General features: G+C 70.1%; 17 protein-coding genes. 10 read left to right on the top strand and 7 right to left on the bottom strand.

The features are described from left to right. Positions 1-253 precede the first annotated feature (253 nt). The 5 genes from ACIBBA_RS08860 (at position 254) to ACIBBA_RS08840 (ending at position 6,174) form a co-directional block, all read left to right on the top strand. Complete coding sequence (locus tag ACIBBA_RS08860; protein WP_396695240.1) at positions 254-1,552, top strand: RICIN domain-containing protein; 1,299 nt, start codon at positions 254-256, stop codon at positions 1,550-1,552. A gap of 183 nt (positions 1,553-1,735) precedes the next feature. Next, entirely contained in the window at positions 1,736-3,652 is a 1,917-nt protein-coding gene (locus ACIBBA_RS08855; protein ID WP_396695238.1) for a glycerophosphodiester phosphodiesterase family protein, read from the top strand. A gap of 277 nt (positions 3,653-3,929) precedes the next feature. Beyond that, positions 3,930-4,631 (top strand): WXG100 family type VII secretion target, encoded by a 702-nt coding sequence (locus ACIBBA_RS08850; protein ID WP_396695236.1) that lies wholly within the window; start codon positions 3,930-3,932, stop codon positions 4,629-4,631. Between the two features lie 11 nt (positions 4,632-4,642). Continuing rightward, a complete protein-coding gene (locus ACIBBA_RS08845; protein ID WP_396695234.1) occupies positions 4,643-5,449 on the top strand; it encodes a hypothetical protein in 807 nt (268 codons plus the stop codon). A gap of 35 nt (positions 5,450-5,484) precedes the next feature. Next, positions 5,485-6,174 (top strand): hypothetical protein, encoded by a 690-nt coding sequence (locus ACIBBA_RS08840; RefSeq protein ID WP_396695232.1) that lies wholly within the window; start codon positions 5,485-5,487, stop codon positions 6,172-6,174. A 20-nt stretch (positions 6,175-6,194) separates the two neighbouring features. Here the strand turns inward: ACIBBA_RS08840 and ACIBBA_RS08835 are convergent, their stop codons facing one another. Then, positions 6,195-6,581, bottom strand: coding sequence for a VOC family protein (locus ACIBBA_RS08835; protein WP_396695230.1), 387 nt, complete (start codon positions 6,579-6,581; stop codon positions 6,195-6,197). Between the two features lie 92 nt (positions 6,582-6,673). Next, positions 6,674-7,564, bottom strand: coding sequence for a hypothetical protein (locus tag ACIBBA_RS08830; RefSeq protein ID WP_396695228.1), 891 nt, complete (start codon positions 7,562-7,564; stop codon positions 6,674-6,676). 65 nt (positions 7,565-7,629) lie between these two features. On the opposite strand from ACIBBA_RS08830, the gene ACIBBA_RS08825 reads away from it, so the two are divergent. Beyond that, positions 7,630-7,959: a transcriptional regulator gene (locus ACIBBA_RS08825; protein ID WP_396695226.1), complete on the top strand. Its 330-nt coding sequence runs from the start codon at positions 7,630-7,632 to the stop codon at positions 7,957-7,959. A 157-nt stretch (positions 7,960-8,116) separates the two neighbouring features. Here ACIBBA_RS08825 and nhaA read toward each other — a convergent pair whose 3' ends face one another. Next, positions 8,117-10,048: a Na+/H+ antiporter NhaA gene (gene nhaA, locus ACIBBA_RS08820; protein WP_396695224.1), complete on the bottom strand. Its 1,932-nt coding sequence runs from the start codon at positions 10,046-10,048 to the stop codon at positions 8,117-8,119. A 148-nt stretch (positions 10,049-10,196) separates the two neighbouring features. On the opposite strand from nhaA, the gene ACIBBA_RS08815 reads away from it, so the two are divergent. Beyond that, positions 10,197-10,724 (top strand): DUF488 family protein, encoded by a 528-nt coding sequence (locus ACIBBA_RS08815; RefSeq protein ID WP_396695222.1) that lies wholly within the window; start codon positions 10,197-10,199, stop codon positions 10,722-10,724. 99 nt (positions 10,725-10,823) lie between these two features. Here the strand turns inward: ACIBBA_RS08815 and ACIBBA_RS08810 are convergent, their stop codons facing one another. Genes ACIBBA_RS08810 through ACIBBA_RS08800 form a run of 3 tightly spaced genes read right to left on the bottom strand, consistent with a single transcriptional unit; the run spans position 10,824 to position 13,838 of the window. Then, the gene (locus ACIBBA_RS08810) at positions 10,824-12,329 is read right to left on the bottom strand and encodes a tripartite tricarboxylate transporter permease (protein ID WP_396695220.1); all 1,506 of its coding nucleotides are present in this window, start codon (positions 12,327-12,329) and stop codon (positions 10,824-10,826) included. 23 nt (positions 12,330-12,352) lie between these two features. After that, positions 12,353-12,814, bottom strand: a complete 462-nt coding sequence (locus ACIBBA_RS08805) for a tripartite tricarboxylate transporter TctB family protein (RefSeq protein ID WP_357054708.1) — start codon at positions 12,812-12,814, stop codon at positions 12,353-12,355. Between the two features lies 1 nt (position 12,815). Then, positions 12,816-13,838: a tripartite tricarboxylate transporter substrate-binding protein gene (locus tag ACIBBA_RS08800; protein WP_396695218.1), complete on the bottom strand. Its 1,023-nt coding sequence runs from the start codon at positions 13,836-13,838 to the stop codon at positions 12,816-12,818. A gap of 146 nt (positions 13,839-13,984) precedes the next feature. Here ACIBBA_RS08800 and ACIBBA_RS08795 point away from each other — a divergent pair, with 146 nt between their 5' ends. Together ACIBBA_RS08795 and ACIBBA_RS08790 are read left to right on the top strand one after the other, a co-directional pair. Then, positions 13,985-14,668, top strand: coding sequence for a response regulator transcription factor (locus ACIBBA_RS08795; RefSeq protein ID WP_396695216.1), 684 nt, complete (start codon positions 13,985-13,987; stop codon positions 14,666-14,668). A gap of 6 nt (positions 14,669-14,674) precedes the next feature. Continuing rightward, the gene (locus ACIBBA_RS08790) at positions 14,675-16,156 is read left to right on the top strand and encodes an ATP-binding protein (protein ID WP_396695214.1); all 1,482 of its coding nucleotides are present in this window, start codon (positions 14,675-14,677) and stop codon (positions 16,154-16,156) included. A gap of 35 nt (positions 16,157-16,191) precedes the next feature. On the opposite strand, the gene ACIBBA_RS08785 is transcribed toward ACIBBA_RS08790, so the two are convergent. Next, positions 16,192-17,226 carry a TAXI family TRAP transporter solute-binding subunit gene (locus tag ACIBBA_RS08785; protein ID WP_396695212.1) on the bottom strand — a complete coding sequence of 345 codons (1,035 nt, stop codon included), beginning with the start codon at positions 17,224-17,226 and terminating at the stop codon, positions 16,192-16,194. A 198-nt stretch (positions 17,227-17,424) separates the two neighbouring features. Here ACIBBA_RS08785 and ACIBBA_RS08780 point away from each other — a divergent pair, with 198 nt between their 5' ends. Continuing rightward, the gene (locus tag ACIBBA_RS08780; RefSeq protein ID WP_396695210.1) at positions 17,425-17,781 is read left to right on the top strand and encodes a YciI family protein; all 357 of its coding nucleotides are present in this window, start codon (positions 17,425-17,427) and stop codon (positions 17,779-17,781) included. Positions 17,782-17,940: the final 159 nt, after the last annotated feature.

Here is a 17,940-nt window from a genome sequence, read left to right as displayed (position 1 = left end):
CCGATCCGGTTCTGCCCCGTCCGCGCCGTCTCCTAAATGGACGCGCGCGGCCTCTGTTGTGGATCGGACGGGTTTGCTGCGACTATTGGTAAAGAGTCATTACAGTTAGTCCGGGTATCGCCGCAAGACTCGCAACTTGCTTAATTCGCTTAAGTCCGATATTGACACAAGATCCGGACAGACATAGCGTGTCATCGATCGTTGCGCCCCGTCTCGACACCCCTCAGCGCGACGACGACCGAGAGGACGCGCCATGATCGCCCGTACCCGCAGCACCGTGACCCGAAGATTGGCCCAGTTCCTCGCGCTCTGCCTGGCGCTGGCGACCGTCTTCGCCCAGCCCGCCCACGGCAGCGCCCGGGCCGCGGCCCCGGCCTTCAACGTGATCGCCTTCTACAACGGCACCTGGGACGCGGCCCACATCAGCTTCGTTCGGGAAGCCAACCAGTGGTTCCCGCAGCGCGCCGCGGAGTACAACTTCTCCTACACCGCCACCAACGACTGGAGCCGGCTGAACACCGCCAACCTCGCCCAGTACCAGGTGGTGATCTTCCTCGACGACCTGCCGCCGGCCGCCCAGCGACCCGCCTTCGAGCAGTACATGCGCGGCGGTGGCGCCTGGCTCGGCTTCCACGTCTCGGCGTACACCGACAACCCGGGCGGTTGGGACTGGTACCACAACCAGTTCCTCGGCACCGGCGCGTTTCAGACCAACACCTGGGGACCGACCACCGCCACGCTGCGGGTCGAGAACCGCACCCACCCGTCGACCGTCCGATTGCCCGCCACCTTCACCTCGTCGGTGAGCGAGTGGTACAGCTGGAGCCGCGACCTGCGGACCAACCCGAGCATCAACATCCTGGCCTCGGTCGACCCGAGCAGCTTCCCGCTGGGTACCGACCCGAACCAGACCTGGTACAGCGGCTACTACCCGATCATCTGGACCAACACCAACTACAAGATGCTGTACGCGAACTTCGGCCACAACGCCATGGACTACGCCAACAACGTGCCGCTGTCGTCCACGTTCGCCAGTGAGGTGCAGAACCGCTTCGTCATCGACGGGCTGCTCTGGCTCGGCGGCGGTGGTGGCACCACTCCCCCGCCCACCGACCCGATCTCCCCGACCGCCTGGTACAGCCTGGTCAACCGGGGCAACGGCAAGTGCGTCGACGCCCGCGCCGCAGGCACCGCCAACGGCACCGCGATCCAGCAGTACGCCTGCAACGCCAGCTTCGCCCAGCAGTACCAGTTCCAGCCCACCAGCGGCGGCTACGTCCGGGTGAACAACCGCAACAACAGTGCCCGGGTGCTCGACGTGACGAACGTGTCCACCGCCGACAACGCGCCGATCCAGCTCTGGACCTACAGCGGTGGCAACAACCAGCAGTGGCAGGCGGTACCGGAGACCGGCGGCTACTACCGGCTGGTCAACCGGCTCAGCGGCAAGTGCCTGGACGTGCCGGGTGGCTCCACCGCCGACAGCGTCCAGCTGGTGCAGTACGCCTGCAACGGCACGGCCGCCCAGTCGTTCCGCCTGCAACAGCGGTAGCCCCGACACCGATCGGGCAGGTCGCCGGGCGACGTGCGCGCGCCCGGCGACCTGCGCCCGTCGCCGCCTGGCGGCCTGGGTCCGTGGCCCGCCCCGCCGGGGCGGGCCACGTACACCCGGCGTTCCGGCGCCGGCCACGTCCAATTGATCATGGATTCGGGTGCGCTTCGTAGCGTCCCGACCATGACTGTCCTTCCCGCACCATCGCCGCTCGGGCGCGCCGCGACGAGGCTCGTCGCCACGCGTACCCGGGCCGCAGCCGTCATCGCCGCGCTCGCCGTCACCGGCGGCGCCGCCGCGGTGGCCATCGCGACCTCGGCGCCCGCCGCCGCCGAACCGGGCAACGTCGTGGTCTCGGAGAACTTCTCCTCGGGAGCCCTGCCGGCCGGGTGGAACGCGGTCGACGGCGCCTGGAAGGTCGAGAACGGCCGGCTGTACGGGACCTCGGCCAGCTCGAGCGCGAACAACAAGATCACTTTCGGTCGGCACCTGAACGACTTCCGGCTCGAGGCGACCATGCGGTTCGAGTCGGTCTCCGCCGCGACCCGCTGGGCGTCGCTCGGCATCGACGTCCCGGCCGACGGCGCCACCCCGTGGTGGATCGCCACCATGCGCAGCGGCACCACCGCCGCCAACGGTCTCGAGTTCGCCCAGCGGACCTCGGCCAGCGCCTGGGTCGTGACCAACACCGCCTCCGCCCCGTACGCCGCCGGCACCGGCCGCGACGTCCGGGTCGCCGTCGAGGTGCACGGCAACCAGGCTCGCTGGATCTTCGACGGCCGGGAGGCGATGCGCACCAACAGCCTCCAGCGCTCCGCCGCCGGCGTCCAGGCGCTCTTCGTCAACGGCGCCACCGTCTCGTACGACGACGTCACCGTCACCGAGCTGCCGCCGAACGGCTACATCCGCCCCGAGGGCAGCCCGTTCACGGTCATCGCGCACCGCGGCGCGTCCGCCGCCGCGCCGGAGAACACCCTGGTCGCGCAGGAGATCGCGCGCAAGGGTGGCGCCGACTGGATCGAGAACGACGTCCAGCCGAGCAAGGACGGGATCCCGTTCATCCTGCACGACGGCACCGTCGACCGGACCACCGACGGAACCGGCAACATCCGCGACCTGACCGCCGCGCAGATCAAGGCGCTCGACGCAGGCTCCTGGTTCGGCCCGCACTATGTCGGCGAGCGGGTGCCGACCCTGGCCGAGCAGCTCGCCGACCTGCGCACCCGGGGCGGCAGCCTGCTGCTGGAGATCAAGGGCAAGCACACCAGGGACGAGGTCGCGACGATCATCCAGGTGATCCGCGACGAGCAGATGATGGGCCGGGTCTTCGTCCAGAGCTTCGAGGTCGACGCCCTGAAGTACACCTACGAACTCGCCCCCGAGCTACCGCTCGGCCTGCTCCGCAGCAGCCTCGACGCCGACCCGGTGGCGATCGCCAGGGAGCTGCACCTGACCGCCTACAACCCGGATGGGAACGCGTTGCTGGCCAAGCCGGAGCTGGTCGCCCCGCTGCACGCCGCCGGGGTCGCCGTGATGGCCTGGACGATGGACTCCGCCGGCCTGTGGCAGCGGCTGGAGCGGATCGGCACCGACGCGATCATCACGAACCGCGCGTCCGAGCTGGTCGGTTGGAACTCGGCGTTCGTGCAGCGGGCTTCCGCCGACCCGACCGTGGAGGTCACGTCGCCGGCCGACGGAGCGCGCCTCGACCGGGCTCAGTCCCCGGTGATCGCGGTCGCCGCGACCAACGCGGACACCGTCACCGTCACCCTCGACGGCAAGAAGTCGGCCGCGGGCCGCAAGCTCGACCTGGGCAGGTTGACCGCGGGCAGGCACACCATCCGCGCCGAGGTCACCGGCCCGGAGGGCACCGCGATCGCGACCAGCACCTTCACCGTGACGGTGAGCCAGGCCGGGCTCGGCTACCTGATCCTCACCTCCGGCGCCGATGCCGCCGCGATCAACGCGATGACCGTCAAGCTGGCCCACGCCCAGTACGCCGAACTGGCCAACTACGTCGACCGGCAGGCCGGCAAGCTGGTGCCGGCCGAGGTGGCCAGCGTCATCGCCGCAGACGCCCGGACCCTCGCGCTGAAGTAGTCCGTCGCACCACTGTGGAGTTCCCCGTCGTCCGCCGGACGGCGGGGACTTCCGTTCTCGACTGCCGTACCCAGAGCCATGCCGTACCCACCGAATGTGAGTCGGTGTTCTACAATCGACGCCGTCCTGCGAGGCGTTCGGAGACACTGCGATCTCCACTCCCCGGGGGCTACTCGGGGGAGGCGCGCATGGACAGCGGGGCTCTGGGCAAGGGGTCGATTCCCGGGCAGATCCGTGGCTGCGCCGCGGGCGTCGTGGACAGAAGCTGGCTGGGCGGATGACCGACGATTCACTGGTCGCGGATGTCACATCCACCCGGGAGGTGTGGACCGGTTCCTCGCTCGCCGACGGCGTCGAGGGGCTCGTGGACGCGATCCGCAGCGAGGGGTGGGTCGACGACCTGCTCGCCGGGGCGGCCTTCGGCCTGGACGTCGTGGCCACGGTGCTCGACCCGTTCAGCGCGTTGCTGGCCAACGGCCTCGGCTGGGCGATGGAGTACTTCGAGCCGCTGCGAGAGATGCTCGACTGGCTGACCGGCATGCCCGATGTGGTCGCCTCACACGCGGCGACGTGGGACAACATGGCCACCCACCTGCAGCGGATGGCAGCTGACCTGCAGACACATCTGGCCGGGGACGTGCCGGACTGGCAGGGGCACGCCGCCCAGGCGTACCAGTCGCTGATGGTGAACAACGTCGACGCGATCGCCGGCCTGGGCGGGACGGCCGCCGCGATGGGGGCCGCCACCCAGGCCGCGGGAAACCTGGTCTCCTTCACCCGCGACATCGTCCGTGACCTCATCGCGGACCTGGTCGCGCGCGTCGTCGTGTGGGCCGTCGAGGCGATCTTCGTGGTCACCATCCCGGTGATCGCCGTGCAGATCGCCGCCGCCGTGCTCAAGTGGGCGGGCCGGATCCTGAGCTACACCACGGCCCTGGTCACCAGCCTCACCAACCTCTCCAAGCTCATCAACGGCTGACCGGGGGGATCGTGGCGAAGCCCAAGGGACCGCACGGCGACGGTGGTGACGGGAGCGATGGCGGCGACGGCGGCGTGCCGCGCCCCAGGAGAAGCCACAACGGCAAGTCCACCACCATCGCGGAGGGCCACCAGGCCATCGCCGAGGCCGCGGCGGACGGCCGACCCGGCGGACCAGGCTCCCGCGACGGCAAGCCCACCGATTCGCAGGGTGACGGATCGGATTCGCGGCGCGCACAGAACGACCCCGAGCTGGGCAAGCACGACAAGAGCACGCTGGAGGAAATCGAGAAGGCGCGCAAAGAGGTCGCCCCGCGACTCCAGGAGCTGGTCGACGAGGCGTGGGACCACGTCGACCAGAACAAGGACGAGATCCTGCAACGGGAGGGCTATCAGCGACAGCGCGAAGAACTCATCGCGAAGGGCTACCCCGACGAGGTGGCGGACCTGATCGTGGAGCGCACCGCGATGGGCACCGAAGCTCACCGCCAACTCGCCAACTCGATCGACGCCGAAGCGAACACCCTGTTCACTGCGGATTCCGGTTTCCGGCTGCGTACCGAAATCGGCTTCGACAGCGCCGGCGTCGAGACTCGGCCGGTACGTGACCAGGAATTCCGGCCCGACGTCATCCTCGAGCGGCAGTACAAGGACCCCGTGACCGGTGACCTCGATTGGGAGGTCGCGCACGCCTACGACCTCAAGACCGGTCTCAAGACCGGCATCGCCCCGGGCTGGGCCAACAACGTGCAGACGACACTGGATCTACCCAACGCACCGGAGGAGCTCCGCCCGACGAAGCGACCATTGGGCGGATAGACTCACCAGGCCTGCACCCGCTGCGAAAGGTTCGTATGTCGTCTGCTGAGAAGGCCCGGCGGTGGCGGCAGATCCTGTCGGAGCTGCGGCCCCAACTGCCGGGAGAGTGGTCCATTCGCGGAACCGGCGTCGGGACGACGCTGGTGCGGGAGCCGCTGGACTGGTCCCTGGCCTGGATCGGCTACTCTGGCTCGCCCACTCGCCCCGTGGGCTGGGTGTCCGCCGGCGTACAGCCCCTCGTGGCACCCTTCACCAGCTGGATCATGACCTACGGCGTCCGGATGGACGAGGTCCGGTCCGGCCCGCGTACGGTGGATCTGCTCTCCGACGCGGCGGCCGATCAGACACGGCAGTTCGTGCTGGAGACCGGCCTGGAGAAGATCGACGGCTGGCCGCCCGAGCGCCTCGCCGACGTGGCCGAGCGGGACTTCGCCCAGGATCCGCGCAAGCGCCGCACGCACTGGCATCAACTACCGGGCTGGCGGGTGGTCAACGGCACGGCGTCGCCCGTCGAGCCCGCGACGCAGCTCGCCGAGCTGTGCCACGAACGGGCCCGCGCGGCGTCCGCCAAGGGCGCGCGGCAGTTGTCGGAGCAGGCCGCATTCTACGAGGGGCTGCGCGAGAGCTGGGACGAGGGCGGACGCGACGCGGCGCTGCGATTCCTGACCGAGCAGCGGGACCAAGCCCTAGCCGCACAGAAACTCGACAAGGTCCTGGCTGCGTAGACCGCCGTGCGGGGGCTTCCCTAAAGCTCCTGGGCAGGGCGAGAGAGCAGGCAGAACTCGTTGCCCTCAGGATCAGCGAGCACGACCCAGCTCACGTCGGAGGGCTGTCCCACGTCGACGCGGCGCGCGCCGAGGGTGAGCAACCGGTCGAGTTCCTCCGCGGTGGTCACACCGTCGGCTCGCAGGTCGAAATGCAACCGGTTCTTGATCACCTTGTCCTCTGGCACCGCCACCACGTCGATCACCGGCCAGGAACGGTCGGCGGCCGCGATGGTGATCACCTCATCGTCCTCATTCACCACCTGCCAGCCGAGAACCGAGCACCAGAAGCCGGCGATGAGTCGTGGTTGGCTGGCGTCGATGGCGATGACGGCAAGACGGCTCGGCATGCCGTCATTCTCGCCCACCTGCGGCGTCGCACCAGCGCGGCGTTCGTCTCGACACAGCGACCAGATCAAGTGCCACGGCGCCCACGACTTCGGTACAGGCGCCAGCGCGCTCAGTGATCGCGGTCCAGCCGCTCCACGACCGCGGCGAGCGCCTCCGGCACTCGGACCTGCACCGTGCCGGCTTCGCCGGCCACGATGCGTACCGGATGGAACTCGCCGTCGTGCCACCAGAAGATCTCGTCGGAGCAACGGTCGTCCGCCGCGGTGAACATGGACATGGCCAGGCGTTGCAGTGCCACGGCGCTGTCGTTCACCGGGGCATCCACGCGGTGCAGCAGCACCGCGCTGTAGCGCGGCGCCGCGACCAGCGCGCCGTACTCGGCGGCGTCCGGCAGGAAACGCTTGAGCGACATGAGCGCGGTCGTGACGAAGGGGTTGCCGTCCGCGGCCAGCAGGCGAACCGACCCACCCCCCGGCATCGCGTGATCGCGTATGTCGAGCGCGGCCAGCTCGTGCTGCACGGTCTGCCGCACGGCGAGGCGGATCAACTCCACGGGCTCGCGTCCGAGCTGCCCTGCCTGGGCGATGGTGAGCATCTCCAGGCGATCGGACCGGTTGATCACGACGGCCGCGGTGAAATGCTCGCCGAACGGCATCGCGAGGTAACTGTTGGCCTCCGCGGTCGCGGCCGCCGGGGTGAGGCGTAGCCGGAGCTGCCCGACGTCGGCCGGCCCGAGTTCGTCGGGGGTGACCCGCGCGGGCAACTGGCGGCGGATCCCCGCGACCCAGTCGGCCAGCAGGTCGGGCCACATCTGGCGGGGCTGATCCAGACAGAGGCGCAGCAGCGGAACCAGGGAGACACGGGCCCGACCGCCGGGTACGGCGATGATGACCTCATCGGTGTCCGGCGCGACGCGGGCTCCCGGCATGAGGATCGGCAGCGCATCCTCGGCCAGTGCGCGGACGTTGCCCATCAGGTCTACGTTCTGCGACGACGCCACATTGCATTCATACCATCGCCGTACGACGACAGCGACGTCCGCCGGTCGGGAACTAGGGTGGCGCCATGGCGGCCCGCGAAGCTCCCGAGAAGATCGCCCGCACCCGGACAGTCACTGCGGACGCGGTCCTGGGCAACCGCGTCGACCTGCACGGCTACCCCTACCGGTTGCTGTCCGTCGTCTCCCATGGCGTCGGCGGCGACGCGGTCACCCAGGCCATCGCCGCCGCGGAGGTCCTGGAGACGTTCGGCTGGGAACTCGTGACGGTCTCCGAGTTCGGGAGCAGCAGGATGGTGTACGCCGTGCTGAGGCGCGTCGCGGGACCGGGGCCGGTGGGTGTGCCACCAGGACCGGCCCCGCTACCCCGCTACCCGGACGGGTTCCGACCCGCTTAGCGGCCCGAGGCGTAGAGGACGGTGACCTCGCCCTCGTTGACCACGTGGCTGGGTGAGGACAACTCTTGTTCACGGTCTGCTGGCGGCGCGGGTTGGCCAGGGTGCGTGCCGCCGGTGCCGGTCATCAGATGGATGGCGCCACTGTCGTGCTCGGCGTTCAGCTCGCCGGCCCGCCCTCGTGACGACGCCCGGGATCCCGACGGTACTCGGGGCGCAGCTTCGCGCTGGCGAACGCCGCCTTCACCGCCGCCGAGAGCGCGGTGATGTCGTACGCGCCGTGGTGGCGCCGGCCGTTGATGAAGAAGGTCGGGGTCCCGGTGACGCCGCTCAGGTCGGCAGAGTCGACGTCCTCGGCGATCCGGTCGACGGCCTCGCGCTCGACCATGTGCTCCCGGAACCGGTCTAGGTCAAGGCCAAGCCGTTCGGCGTAGCCGAGCAGGTCGGTGGGATTGAGCGCGTCCTGGTGTACGAGGAGCAGGTCGTGCATCTCCCAGAACGCGCCCTGTTCGCTCGCCGCCTCGGCCGCCTCGGCGGCGAGCTGGGCATGCGGGTGGACGTCGGTGAGCGGCAGGTGCCGCCAGACGTAGCGGATGTTGGCGAAGTCGGCCAGCAGTTCCCGGACCACCGGCTCGGCCTGCCCGCAGTAGGGGCACTCGAAGTCGCCGTACTCCACGACCGTCACCGGCGCCTCGCGCGGCCCGCGCATGTGGTCGCGCTCCGGATCGACCGGAAGCATCAGGTCGACGATGCCCTCGGCGACGCCCAACAGGGCACGGGCACGCCGCACCGGTGACAGCCGGGCAGCGGCGCGGAACACCAGCCAGGTGATGACGGACGCACCGATCGTCGCGACGAGGATGCCGAGTTTCGCCTCCTCCAGGGCGGGGCCGTGCAGCGCGTGGGTGGCGATCAGCAGCGCCACGGTGAACCCGATGCCGGAGACCGTGCCGACCCCGGCGACGGCGAGCCAGCCGACCGGTGGCCGGAACCGGTTGCCGCTCAGCCGTGCCACCAACCACGAGGTGGCTACGATGCCGGCCGGCTTGCCGATGACGTACGCCGCCACGATGCCGAGGGTGACCGAGGAGGTCACGGCCCTGGCCAGCAGATCGCCGTCGATCACGATCCCGACGTTCGCCAGCGCGAAGAGCGGCACGACCACGTAACTCGCCCACGGATGGTAGATGTTCTGCAACCGCTCGTTCGGCGACAGGGCCGAGGCGAGCCCGGCCTGGGCCGAACGGGCGAGCTGCGGGGTGGGTTGTTCCCGGAAGAGGCGGAACTGGTCGCTCGCCCGCTGCAGTTCGGTCCGACCGGGCGCGTAGGCGTAGGTGAGCAGTCCCATCACCAGACCCACCACGACCGGGTCGACACCGGACTCCGAGACCGCGACCCAGGCCGCCACCCCCAGCAGCGCGTAGACCGGGCCGAACCGCACGCCGCCAGCCCGGACGAGCAGGACGAGGCCGAAGATTCCCGCCGCGACGATCAGCGCCGTCGACGAAGGATGTTCCGGATAGGCGATCGCCAGCACCGCGATCGCGACCAGGTCGTCGATGACGGAGACCGTCAGCAGGAAACCCCGCAACCGATCCGAGAAGCGCGGCCCGAAGACTGCCAGCGCGCCGAGCGCGAGCGCCGTGTCGGTGGCCATCACCGCTCCCCAACCCGCGGCGGTGGTGTGGCCGGCGTTGAACGCGAGGTAGATCAGGATCGGCAGGAGCATGCCGCCGAGCCCGGCCAACATCGGCAACGCCAGCCGACGCCGCTCGCGCAGCTCTCCGATGTCGAACTCCCGGCGCAGCTCCAGCCCGGCGACCAGGAAGAAGAACGTCATGAGGCCGCTGTTGATCCAGGTACGCAGGTCGTGAGACACGGGCCAGTCGCCGAGCTGGACGGTGAGCGACGTGCTCCAGAGCGACTCGTACGACGACATGTGCAGGTTGGCCCACAGGAGCGCCACCACCGCGGCGACCAGCACCACCCGTGCGCCGCCGGTCTCGGTGCGCAGGAACGCGCGCAGCGGAGCGTTGAGGCGGCCGGCCCAGGCGGTCCGGTCGGACCATCGGTGCGGGTTGTCACTCGTCACGTGGACAATCCTGCTGGACCGGATCGCCAGCCGGTCCGGATTCGGGCACAAGGCGGCCGGCCGGTCGTGAAGGCCTGGCGGTCCGGCGGCCGCGGGTTCTGGGTGAAAGCGCGTGCATCCCATTCGTCGGTGCGGTTTCCTGACGCTTATGGCAGAGGCGCTTCTCACCGTCGGCCATGGCACCGCAAGCCAGGCGGACCTCACCAGCCTGCTGCTCGACGCGGGAGCGACCCGGCTGGTCGACGTGCGGCGCTATCCCGGCAGCCGTGCCCATCCGCACGTCAGCCGCGACGCTCTGGCCCAATGGCTGCCGGCGGTCGGCCTGGACTACCGGTGGGCGGAGCAGCTCGGCGGACGCCGGCGCGTGCCGGCCGATTCGCCCGACCGGTGGTGGCAGGTCGAGGCGTTCCGCGGCTACGCCGCCCACATGCGTACCCCGGAGTTCCTCGAAGCCGTCGACGACCTGCTCGCCGAGGCGCAGGATTCGCGTGTAGCGATCATGTGCAGTGAGAGCCTGTGGTGGCGCTGTCACAGGCGCTTGATCGCCGACTTCCTCGTCCGCGCCCGCGACATCCCGGTGTGCCACCTCGACCACCGCGGCCGGCTCGTTGCGCACACCGTCGCCGCCGGAGCACGGCTGACCCCCGACCGGGTACTCGTCTATGACCTGCAGTGAGACGAACGGACCGTGCCGATCTGCGATCGGACCCGCGCAGAAGCGTCACCAGGTGCACGATGCTGCTCCACCTGGGTTCTATGTCCCGTCGAGACTCTCCTACTCCTCCTCGGCGAACACGACCGCGCGGCGCTCGCGAATCGTCGGGAGGACGGCGACGACGAGCGCTGCCACGGCCAGGGCCAGGAGCACCGCGGAGATCGGTCGGGTCAGAAAGACCGACGCGTCGCCGCGGGAGATGATGAGCGCGCGCCGCAGGTTCTCCTCGAGCAGCGGGCCGAGGACGAAGCCGAGCAGCAGGGGCGCCGGCTCGCAGCCGCACTTGATCAGGATGTAGCCCAGGATCCCGAAGAACACGATCGCGTAGACGTCGTACGCGTTGAAGCTCAGCGAGTAGGTGCCGATCGCGGCGAACAGGATGATCATCGGGAACAGCACCTGGTACGGGATGCGCAGCATGCGCACCCAGATGCCGATCAGCGGCAGGTTCAGCAGTACGAGCAGCACGTTTCCGATCCACATCGACGCGATCAGGCCCCAGAACAGCGCCGGCTCGTCGGTGATGACGTTCGGGCCGGGGGTGATGCCGTGGACGATGAACGCGCCGACCATCAGCGCCATCACCGGGTGGGCGGGCAGGCCCAGGGTGAGCAGCGGGATGAACGACGTCTGCGCGGCGGCGTTGTTCGCCGACTCGGGGCCGGCGACGCCCTCGATCGCGCCGCGCCCGAACTCCTGCTGCCGCTTCGAGATCCGCTTCTCGACGGCGTACGAGGTGAACGAAGCCAGCACGTGGCCACCGCCGGGCAGGACACCGAGCGCGGCGCCGAGACCAGTACCCCGCAGGATCGGGCCGACGATCCGGCGCCGGTCCTCGCGGGTCGGCCACAGGTTCTTCACCTTGCTGACGACCGCCGTGCGGGACTGCTCGTTCTCCAGGTTGCGCAGGATCTCGGCCACCCCGAACATGCCGACGGCGACCGACACGAAGTCGAGGCCGCCGTACAGCTCGCGCTGGTCGAACACGAACCGGGGCGTGCCGGTGTAGAGGTCCTGACCGGCCGTGCCGAGCAGCACGCCGAGCGCGATCATCGCCAGGGCCTTGAGCGCCGTGCCGCGCGCCAGCGCGATCGACACGATCAGGCCGAGCAGCACCAGCGAGAAGTAGTCGGCCGGGCCGAACTTCAACGCGACGTTGGCAAGCGGTGGGGCCGCGACGGCCAGCGCGACGGTGGCCACCGTACCCGCGATGAAGGACCCGACCGCGGCGGCGGCCAGCGCCGGGCCGGCCCGGCCCTGCCGGGCCATCTCGTGCCCGTCCAGCGCGGTGACCGCCGCCGACGACTCACCGGGCAGGTTGATCAGGATGGCGGTCGTCGAGCCGCCGTACTGTGCGCCGTAGTAGATGCCGGCCAGCATGATCAGCGCCGTCACCGGCTCGAAGCTGAACGTGATCGGCAGCAGCATCGCCACCGTCGCCGTCGGTCCGATGCCGGGCAGCACGCCGACCGCGGTCCCGAGCAGCACTCCCACGAAGCAGTAGAGGACGTTCTGGACCAGGAGGGCCGTCGAGAAGCCCAGCGCGAGGTTGTCGAGGAGTTCCATGCCTCAATCCGGATGCCGCCGCGTCAGAACCCCAGCCACGGGCCCCATAGCGGGATCCGCAGCTGCAGTCCGACGACGAAGATGAGCGTGCTGGCCACGGTCAGCCCGGCGGCCACGGCCACGGCCGTGAGCAGCCGTACACGTGAGCTGGCCAGCGTGGTGAGCAGGGCGGTCACCGCCGACGTCGGTACGAATCCGAGGCGCCGGACGGTGAATCCGAAGAACAGGACCGCGAGCACGATGACGGCGACCGCACGCCAGGGAACCGGTCCGAACGAGACCACCTCGCCGGCGATGAGCCCCTTGATGACGATCGCCAGGCCCAGGACGGCCACGGTCGCGCCGACCAGCAGCGGGAAGGCGCCGGGGCCCATCCGCAGTGGGGTGCCCAGCTCGTAGCCGAGCGACCCCAGCGCGAACGCGCCACCGATCAGGACGAAGATTCCCCCGGCGAGGACGTCCGGGAAGGACCGGCGGCGTTCCACCTCAGGAGACCTTGACCCCGGCGTCGGCGATGATCTTCGCCCAGGTACCGAGCTGCTCCTCAAGCTTGGCCCGGTGCGCCTGCGGGGTGGCGTCCTGGGCCGGGACCGGCGCGGTGCCGAGCTTGGCCATCTGGTCGACGACGCCTTGGTCGGCCAGTGCCACCTTCAGCGCCTCGGACAGCTTCTGGACGATCTCCTGCGGCGTGCCGGCCGGGACGTAGAGACCGTGCCACACGCTGACCTGGAGCTGGGGCAGCCCGGCTTCGGCCGTGGTGGGCAGGTCGGGCAGGCTCTTCACCCGCTCCGGCGTGGTGACCGCGTACGCCTTCACCTCGCCCGCGGCGATCTGGCCGCTGGTGTTGGTCGTCTGGTCGCACATGAAATCGACCTGGCCGCCGACGAGGTCGGTCAGGGCAGGGCCAGTGCCTTCGTACGGGACCTCCTGGAGCTTGACCCCTGCGGCGGTCTGGAACAGCAGGCCGCACAGGTGGGACGCGGCGCCGATGCCGGCGTTGGCCAGCGTGACCTTGTTGGCGTTCGCCTTCACGTGGGTCACGAGGTCCTGGAGTGTCGCCGGCGCGAAGTCCTTGCGGGCGACGACCGTCATCGGCACCTCGGTGACGAGCCCGACCATCTCGAAGTCCTCGAGCGGCTGGTAGCCCAGGCTCTTGTACAGGGCGGGCGCCGTTGACATACCGATGTGGTGCATGAGCACGGTGTAGCCGTCCGGCTCGGCCCGCGCGACCTCGCCGGCGCCGACCGTGCCGCCGGCGCCCTCGACGTTCTGGACGACGATCTTGGCGCCGAGCTTGGCGGCCATCGGCTCGGCGATCATGCGGGTGACGGTGTCGGTCGGGCCGCCCGCGCTGAACGGCACGACGATCGTGATGTTCTGGTCCGGGTAGCTTTCGGCGTCGCCTCCGCCGGCGGCGCCTCCGTTGCCGGAACAGGCGGCGACGAGCGAGACGACGCCGATCGCGGCGATGATCCGCGCGGTGGCCCGGTACCTGCTGGTCGTTTTCATACAGCGGCCTCCTCATCGGCGCATGCACATTCCTCGGTGAATGAGTGGCCCCAGTCTCGGCTGGCCGGGACGCGGATGGTGTCAGAGAAATCCCAAGAACTCGCGGGCTGACACGAACGCCGGCCCGGGCCGTACAATCCGCCGGTATGCGGATAACCGTCATCGAGGATGACGACCGCGTGGCGCGGGGTCTGGTGACCGTCCTGACCCAGGCGGGCTTCGAGGTTCACCGCATCGCCACCGCCGCGGAGGCCGTGCGTGCCGCGCCGTCCGACGTGGTCCTCGTCGACCTGGGTCTACCCGACGGCGACGGGCTCGACGTGATTCGGAGGCTGCGGGACCACCCGCAGACCGCCGTCATCGCGGTGACCGCGCGATCCGAGGAGTACGAGCGGGTCCGTGGCCTGCGCGCCGGCGCCGACGACTACATCGTCAAGCCGTTCGGCATCCCTGAGTTGCTCGCCCGGATCGACGCCGTCCTGCGACGCACCCGGGCCGCCCGTGCCCTCAGCCACTCGGACGAGCCGCTCCTGCTCGGCCCCATGCGGATCGGCGTCGGCACCCGCGAGGTCACCGTCGACGGCACGCCCGTGCCGTTGACCCGCAAGGAGTTCGAGCTGCTCCTGCTCCTGGCCCGGCGGGCGCCCAACGTGGTCAGCCGCGACGTCATCCTCGACCAGATCTGGGGCGCGACCTGGGAGTCGTCGAGTCGCACCCTGGACACCCACATCGCGGCGTTACGGCACAAGCTGGGACCGGACGTGGTCATCCGCACGATCCACGGCGTCGGCTATCGGCTCCTGGCCGACCAGCCGGAGCTGATCGGCTGACGCGCCGTGCACCGCCGCCTGCTCGTCGTCCTGGTTCCCCTCGCGGTGCTACTCGTCGCGGCACTCGGGGTGCCGCTCAGCGTCACCGTGGCCGAACGGGAGATGCAGGAGACGTACGTCAACCGGCTCAACGACGTCGGCCGGTTCGCCTCGCTGGCCGAGACCGCGCTGTCGACAGGGCGGACCGAGGCGCTGCAGCAGGAGCTGACGCGCTACCACGAGCTCTACGGCATCCCGGTCGCGCTGATCGACACGTCGGGCGAGGTGCTGCTCGGACCGGCCGGTGCGTACCAGGAGGCGGCGCGCGCCGAGCCGGCGTTGCCCCGGATCGTGACCGCGGCGCTGGCCGGGGCGCGGTCCGAACCGTCCTGGGAATGGGCGCCGTGGGACGACTCCGCACTCGTTGTGGCCGAGCCGGTGGGCCGGGACAGTGAGGTCGTCGGCGCCGTCGTGACGATCTCCGACCTGTCGAAGACACGCGAACTCATCCTCGTACGCTGGGCCCGGCTCGCCGGGCTCGGGCTGCTGCCGTTGATCGCACTGGCGGCCGTCGCCTGGCCGGTATCGGCGTGGGTGCTGCGGCCGGTGCGAAAACTGGACGCGGCGACCTCGCGGATCTCCGAGGGCGACCTGACGATCCGCGCCGACGCCGAGGCCGGCCCGGTGGAGCTGCGTCGGCTGGCGGAGTCGTTCAACACCATGATGGACGCCGTCGAGAACGCCGTGCAGCGGCAGCGGGCGTTCGTGTCCGACGCGTCGCACCAGTTGCGCAACCCGTTGACCAGCCTCCGGCTCGCGGTGGAGAGCCTCGCACCACACCTGCGGCCCGAGGGCGACGGGCAGCAGGTGTACGACGTCGCCGTCGACGAGCTGAAGGCGATGCAGCGGATGCTGAACTCGCTGCAGGCCAGCGCGCGGATGGAGAGCATGCGGAAGGCGTCGCCGGTGGATCTCGACGAGGTGCTGGCGACCCGGGTGGACCGGTGGCGGGCATTGACAGCCACAGCGGGGCAGACACTGGCCGTCGACGTGCCGCCGGGGCTGCGGTTGCTGGAGCCGCCGGGCGGACTGGGCAGCGTCCTGGACGAGCTGATCAGCAACGCGTTACGGCTGTCGGACGCGAAGGTCGTGGAGGTGACCGCCCGAGTTGTCCCCGGTGATACGAACACCGGACACCGCAACGACCCCGAGGCCGGTGGCGTGGTTGCGCTCGCTGTCCGTGACGACGGCCAGGGAATCGACGTTTCCGAGCGGGCCCAGGCGCTACGACGGTTCTGGCGATCGCCGCGGCACCAGAACGTGACCGGGACCGGCCTGGGACTGGCGATCTGCGCCGACCTGGTCGCGGCGGCCGGGGGCGAGCTGCGGTTGGAGGAGGGCCTGCCGCGTCCGGACGGGTCCGGGCACGGGTTCGCCGCGGTGGTTGCGTTGCCGCGCGTTCCGCAGGTGACGTCGTCGTCCAACGCCCCGGCTCCGTCGCCGGTCTGAGGACCCGGTCCCGTTGTCGGCCTGGCTGTCCCGGGTCAGCGCTTGCGGTCGCGGAACCAGGCCGCCGCGCCCGGATGGAGCGGGACCGATGCGGTGGAGATCCCGGTACGCACGTTGATCTGCCACGCTTCGGGAAGGGCTTCGGCGCCGTCGCGGCCGGCGGAGGTGATCGTGCCGGTGTGCGTGAAGATGGTGTCGGTGATGGCGTAGACCAGGTCATCGGGCAGGTCGTTGCGCGCGAGCAGCACGTTCGGCACGGCGACGGTGCGGGTGGCCGGGACGCCGGCGTAGGCAGTCGCGTGGATCATGGCCGGAGCGTAGGGACCCGGGTACGCAGTGAAGAGCGCGTCCGCCTGTGCGTCCATCGGGATCAGCCGGATCGGGTGCCGCTGCGCCAGCTCGGTGATGGCCGGTGTCGGGACCCCGGTCAGGGAGAACATCGCGTCGATCGTGCCGTCGCGCAGCGCCGCCGCCGATTCGGCCTGGCTGAGGTACCGGCCGTCGGCCTTCACCGGGCCGAGTTCCAGAACCCGCAGCGACGTGAACTCTGTGCCCGAGTCGTGGGCACCGAGGGATATGCGTTTGCCCTCAAGATCCCGGAACTCGTCGATCGCCGAACCGGCCATGACCACGAGATGCAGGTGACTGTCGTAGAGCCGGCATATCGCCGAGAGCCCCTCGGGCGCGCTGCCGTCGGTCGTGATCAGCGCATCCAGGCTCGTCAGCCCCAGGTGCACCTCGCCGGCCCGCAGCATCCGGATGTTGTCGGTGGACGCGCCACTCGGCACGGTGGTCACCGTGGCACCCGGCACCTGCTCGGAGATGTGTTCGGCCAGCGCACCGCCGATGCGCCGGTAGACCGCCCCCGCCGGCCCGGTGGCCAGTCGCAGGTGGACCTTGTCGGCCTCGGGCTGCTCTGAGCAACCGACGAGTAGCCCTCCGGCAGCCAGGAACACTGCCCGCCGGCTGAACCGCACCTGCGGGTTCAGCACCATGCCGAGATGATACGGACGGTGGCCTCCCCGAAGCCAAGCAACTCGACCGGCTCCAGTCAGCACCAGGGTCGGCACGGGGCGCGGGATGGGCGCGCCGCGGGACCTACAGGCGGTAACCTCGTGCAGCGCACTCCTGACCGGATCGTGAGGCCTGCGATGATTCCCAGGTCATCGGGCCCAGAATTTCGTTCCAGCTGTCGATCTGCCACCCTCCCGGCTCGTCGTGATGTAGAGGCCACCACAGAGGGGCCGGCACACGATGGGATATGAGATATGGCTAAGTACATGATCCTCATTTACGGCGACGCTCAGCAGTGGGACGCGATGACCGACGAGCAGTGGAAGGCACACGACGCCGCCCACGAGGCGTTCGTGGCCAAAGCCGGCTCGCGGATCATCGACGGGCAACAGCTGGAGCTGGCGCCCACGGCCACCTCGTTGCGCTCGGACGCGCTCGGCCAGATCATCACGACGGACGGGCCGTTCCTGGAAACCAAGGAAGCACTCGGCGGCTACTACCTGCTCGAGGCAGCCGACCTGGACGAGGTTCTGTCTGTGGTGACGCTGCTTCCCGAGGTGCACGCGACACACAGCGGTGTGGAAATCCGTCCGGTGGTCGACCACGGATGAAGTGGCTAACCACGGATGAACGATGAGGTCGTGGGGGGGGGGGGGGCGGGGGCCCCCCCCCCCCCGGGGCCCGGGGCCCCCCCCCCCCCCCCGGGCCCCCCCCCCCCCCCCCCCCGGGGGTGGGCCCCCGGCCCGGGCGCGCAGGGCCAGGTGGACCGG

Source organism: Micromonospora sp. NPDC051006, assembly GCF_044456245.1.
GTDB lineage: Bacteria > Actinomycetota > Actinomycetes > Mycobacteriales > Micromonosporaceae > Micromonospora.
The sequence above is the reverse complement of the archived record's forward strand: the minus strand, read 5'-3'. Positions and strand labels throughout refer to the sequence as shown.

Coding starts and splice junctions, on each gene's coding strand:
- ACIBBA_RS08850 (WP_396695236.1), top strand. CDS start 3,930: ATGACCGACGATTCACTGGTCGCGGATGTCACATCCACCCGGGAGGTG.
- ACIBBA_RS08860 (WP_396695240.1), top strand. CDS start 254: ATGATCGCCCGTACCCGCAGCACCGTGACCCGAAGATTGGCCCAGTTC.
- ACIBBA_RS08840 (WP_396695232.1), top strand. CDS start 5,485: ATGTCGTCTGCTGAGAAGGCCCGGCGGTGGCGGCAGATCCTGTCGGAG.
- ACIBBA_RS08815 (WP_396695222.1), top strand. CDS start 10,197: ATGGCAGAGGCGCTTCTCACCGTCGGCCATGGCACCGCAAGCCAGGCG.
- ACIBBA_RS08800 (WP_396695218.1), bottom strand. CDS start 13,838: ATGAAAACGACCAGCAGGTACCGGGCCACCGCGCGGATCATCGCCGCG.
- ACIBBA_RS08855 (WP_396695238.1), top strand. CDS start 1,736: ATGACTGTCCTTCCCGCACCATCGCCGCTCGGGCGCGCCGCGACGAGG.
- ACIBBA_RS08795 (WP_396695216.1), top strand. CDS start 13,985: ATGCGGATAACCGTCATCGAGGATGACGACCGCGTGGCGCGGGGTCTG.
- ACIBBA_RS08780 (WP_396695210.1), top strand. CDS start 17,425: ATGGCTAAGTACATGATCCTCATTTACGGCGACGCTCAGCAGTGGGAC.
- ACIBBA_RS08810 (WP_396695220.1), bottom strand. CDS start 12,329: ATGGAACTCCTCGACAACCTCGCGCTGGGCTTCTCGACGGCCCTCCTG.
- ACIBBA_RS08825 (WP_396695226.1), top strand. CDS start 7,630: ATGGCGGCCCGCGAAGCTCCCGAGAAGATCGCCCGCACCCGGACAGTC.